The following is a 4002-nucleotide window of genomic DNA, read 5'->3' on the forward strand; positions in this document are numbered from 1 at the left end:
GCGCTGAGCATCCGCTCCGCGACGGTCAGCGGGCCTCCCACCAGGGCGTGATCACGGCGCGCGCGAGGGTGTGCGCGCCGAGGTTGAAGGTGAGGAACGCGGGCGTCGACGTCTCAGGGATCCCGATCGTGTCGACGTCGAGGGCGTGCACGGCGATGTAGTAGTTGTGCCGACCGTGGCCGGCCGGCGGGGCCGCACCGAGGTACCGGCGGAGGCTCGCGTCGTTGGTCAGCTGCCAGGCGCCGGGCGGGAGCAGGGTGCTGTCCTCCTCCCCCGCACCGGTCGGCAGGCTCGTCGTCGAAACGGGGATGTCGGCGACGGCCCAGTGCCAGAATCCGCTCGCCGTCGGGGCGAGCGGGTCGTACATCGTGACCGCGAAGCTTCGGGTTCCCGCCGGGAAACCGCTCCAGTGCAGTTCCGGGGACGTGTCGCTGCCGCCGGCGCCGAAGATCCCGCTGCGCTGGGGCGGGTCGAGTTCCCGGCCGTTCTCGACATCGTTCGATTCGAGGGTGAAGGTCGGCACGTCGCCGATCTGGTCGTACGGGGTTCTCATCATCTGGTCGTGGGTCATGGGTGCGTCATCTCCTTGTCGAGCATGGTTCGGGACGGTGTCCGGGTGCCGGAGTGGTCCCGGATCCCGGAGCCGGTAGCCCGGTCACAGGGACCGGTTGGCGAGCTGTTCGGCGATATGGTCGGCCTGCCGGATGGCGAGGGCCACGATCGTGAGCGTCGGGTTGGCCGCGGCGCCGGTCGTGAAGACCGACCCGTCGCTCACGAACAGGTTCGGCACATCGTGGGCACGCCCGAACTTGTTCACCACGCCGTCCTCCGGTCGTGCGCTCATCCGGCTCGTGCCGAGGTTGTGGGTCGAGGGATACGGCGGGGTGCGGTGCGCCGAGATCGACCCGACCGCGTCGTAAAGCAGTTCGGCCTGGCGGTAGCCGTGGTCGCGCATGGCGACGTCGTTCGGGTGGTCGTCGAAGTTCACGTTCGCGACCGGCAGGCCGGCAGCATCCGTGACCGAGCCGTTGAGGGTGATCCGGTTGGTCTCCTGAGGCATGTCCTCTCCGACGATCCAGAGCCCCGCGGTGTGCGCGTAGCCGTCGAGGATCGACGTGAAGTCGCGCCCCCACGAACCCGGGTCCGCGAAGGCCGCGAGGAACGCCGGCCCGAGGGAGAGGGTCTCGAGGTAGTAGCCGCCCGCGAAGCCGCGGCGCTCGTCGTGGCGCGCCTCGTCCGCGATGATCCCGGCCATGGTCTCGCCGCGGTAGGAGTGCACCGGGTCGGGGAACTGGGCGTAGACGGAGCCGGTGGTGTGCCGCATGTAGTTGCGGCCGACCTGGCCGGAGGAGTTCGCGAGTCCGTCCGGGAACAGTGAGCTCGCGCTGAGCAGCAGCAGTCGAGGTGTCTCGATCGAATTCCCGGCGACACAGACGATGCGTGCCCGCTGCCGGTGCATGCCGCCGGCGGCATCGAGGTACAGCACGGCATCGGCGCGCCCGGTCCGGTCGTGCGTGATCTGCACGGCCTGGCTCAGCGGCCGCAGGTCGAGGTGGCCGGTCGCCTCCGCACGGGGAATCTCGCGCACGAGGGTGCTCCACTTCGCGCCGGACTTGTCGCCCTGGAAGTTGAAGCCGTCCTGCACGGATGCCGGGCGCCCGTCGTACGGCTCGGCGTTCGTCGCGTACGGACCGGTCGCGTAGAAGTTGTAGCCGACCCGGGCGGCACCGTTGGCGAACACCTTGTAGTTGTTGTTGGCGGGCAGGGCGGCGCGACCGTGCCGGTGCGTGGAGCCCATCGCGATCTCGGCGCGGTCGTAGTACGGCGCGAGTTCGGAGAGGGTGATCGGCCAGTCGAGCAGGTTCGCGCCGTCGATACCGCCGTAGGCGCTGCGGGCCTGGAATTCGTGGGCGAGGAAGCGCGGCGTGGCGCCGGACCAGTGCGTGGTGCTGCCGCCGACGGCCTTGACGATCCACGCCGGCAGGTTCGGGAAGTCACGGGCGATGCGCCAGGAGCCACTCGTCGTGCGCGGGTCGAGCCAGGCCATCTGCGAGAACGCCGCCCACTCGTCGTTGACGTATTCCGCATTGGTGATGTGGGGCCCTGCCTCGAGCACGACGACCGGGATGCCCCGGGCAGTGAGCTCGTAGGCGAGGGTGCCACCTCCCGCTCCGGACCCGATGATGACGACGGCCTCCTCGTCGTGGTCGATGGCGGTCACTTCGTCACCTCGTCCCTGCCCGAAGCGGATTCCGGGGCTGCGGATGCCGCAGCCGGGGTCGCGGGGGTCGCGGCACCGACCTGCCGGGTGAGCGGGCCGATCTCGACGTAGCGCAGTTCGCCGGTGTATTCCTCGATCCGCGGCTCGGGGAGCCAGTCGAGGTCGTTGAAACCGCGGTGCAGATAGCCGCCCTTGTCGAAGGATGCGCCCTCGTAGCCGAGCGCTTGCCAGACCTCCGGGAGGTTGTAGAGGGTCAGTACGGTGTTCGCACGAACGAAGCCGAAGAATTCGGTCTGTTCGATCGCGCGGAGGCGGGCCGTGGCATCCATCGCATTGAGGTCGAGGAACGCTCCGGCCGGGAGGGTGTCGAGGCTCGCGAGGCCGGACGACAGGGCGAGGAAGTGCCGTGGCGTCTTCTCGGCGAGCGCGATCAGGGCGTCTGCAGTCTTCTCGTATGCGGTGTCCGGCAGTTGCGCGTGCGGGAATGCCACCCGGATGACGCGCACGAGCAGGGCCCGCGCCTGCGGGGAGTCGAGGAAGCCGCTCGGGGCTTCCGAGGTTTCGAGGAACGTCACTGTTGGTCTCCTTCGGATGGATCGGGGTGGATCGGGCTCAGGCGGCGTGACCGGGTACGAGGATGCCGCGGCCGACCAGGCGACCGCTCTCGAGGTCGGCGATCGCGTCGTTGGCGGCCTCGAGCGGGTAGACAGCGGTGTGCAGGGTGACCTTGCCCTGGGCGGTGAGGGTCATCAGTTCGACAAGGTCGGTGTATGTGCCGACGAGGTTGCCGATCACATTGATCTCGCGGGAGATGATCTCGATCGTCGGCAGGCTGACCGTACCGCCGTAGCCGATCACGTAGTGCGAGCCACGGTTCCGGAGCAACTTCGGGGCGAGCAGTTCTGCGCCGCGTTCGCCGACGAAGTCGAAGACGATGTGCGCGCCGCCACCGGTGATCTCGGCGACGGCCTTCTCGACCGCCGCGTCGCTCGTCGCGAGCACGGTGTGGTGTGCGCCGATCTGCCCGGCGAGCTCGAGCGCCGCTTCGGAGCGGTCGACGACCGTGATTTCCGCGCTCGTGATCGCCGCGAGGCTCTGCACGCCGATGTGCCCGAGGCCGCCGGATCCGATCACGACGGCGTGGCTGCCAGGGAAGAGCACCGGGGCGGCCTTCCGCACGGCGTGGTACGCGGTGAGTCCGGCATCCGCCAGAGCGGCCACGTCCCGGGGCTGGAGCGCGGGGTCGAGCTTCACCACGGCGCGCGCGTTCGTGCGCAGCACCTCGGCCATGCCGCCGTCGACGTTGATGCCGGGGAAGGTGGCGTTCTCGCAGTGCGAGTCCTGGCCCTCCCGGCAGGCGGGGCAGAGCCCGCAGCTGGTGAGCGGATGCATGATGACGGTGTCCCCGACCGCGACGTTGTGCACGGCCGAGCCGCACGCCCGCACCCAGCCGGCGTTCTCGTGGCCGAGGGTATAGGGCAGGTGCGGGTGCTGGATCGGATCCCACTGGCCTTCGATGATGTGCAGGTCGGTGCGGCAGAGCCCGGCGGCGCCGACGTCGACGAGCACGTCCCACGGGCCGAGGATCTCGGGCTCCGGCACGTCGTCGAGGGTCGGCTGTGCGCCATAGGAATGGATCCGGACAGCCTTCACCGTGACCTCCTGCATCCCGGGTTCTCGCCGGGCGACGTTGCCCGGCCTGCCGCACCCCCGAGGGGTCGGCACGAGATCCTCATACTCTCGGTGCTGGGCCGCCGACTCGAAAGCGCGCCTCTCACCAC

General features: G+C 69.6%; 4 protein-coding genes. All 4 read right to left on the reverse strand.

Annotation, left to right across the window (positions count from 1 at the left end; all coding sequences use genetic code 11):
* Nucleotides 1-25 precede the first annotated feature (25 nt).
* Nucleotides 26-571: a YbhB/YbcL family Raf kinase inhibitor-like protein gene (locus QN345_RS16390; protein ID WP_241975489.1), complete on the reverse strand. Its 546-nt coding sequence runs from the start codon at nt 569-571 to the stop codon at nt 26-28.
* An 84-nt stretch (nt 572-655) separates the two neighbouring features.
* Nucleotides 656-2221 carry a GMC family oxidoreductase gene (locus tag QN345_RS16395; protein WP_322135270.1) on the reverse strand — a complete coding sequence of 522 codons (1566 nt, stop codon included), beginning with the start codon at nt 2219-2221 and terminating at the stop codon, nt 656-658.
* Nucleotides 2218-2796 carry a hypothetical protein gene (locus tag QN345_RS16400; RefSeq protein ID WP_174774654.1) on the reverse strand — a complete coding sequence of 193 codons (579 nt, stop codon included), beginning with the start codon at nt 2794-2796 and terminating at the stop codon, nt 2218-2220. Before QN345_RS16400 ends, QN345_RS16395 begins: the two co-directional genes overlap by 4 nt.
* Nucleotides 2797-2833: 37 nt before the next feature.
* Nucleotides 2834-4002, reverse strand: a 1169-nt coding sequence (locus QN345_RS16405; protein WP_323508890.1) for an NAD(P)-dependent alcohol dehydrogenase, incomplete at its 5' end; no start/stop codon positions are given.

Source organism: Cryobacterium sp. 10I1 (assembly GCF_035019805.1).
GTDB classification, from domain to species: Bacteria; Actinomycetota; Actinomycetes; order Actinomycetales; family Microbacteriaceae; genus Cryobacterium; species Cryobacterium glucosi.

Excerpts from the sequence above, each read along its gene's own strand:
- QN345_RS16390 (WP_241975489.1), bottom strand. The coding sequence starts at position 571 with ATGACCCACGACCAGATGATGAGAACCCCGTACGACCAGATCGGCGAC.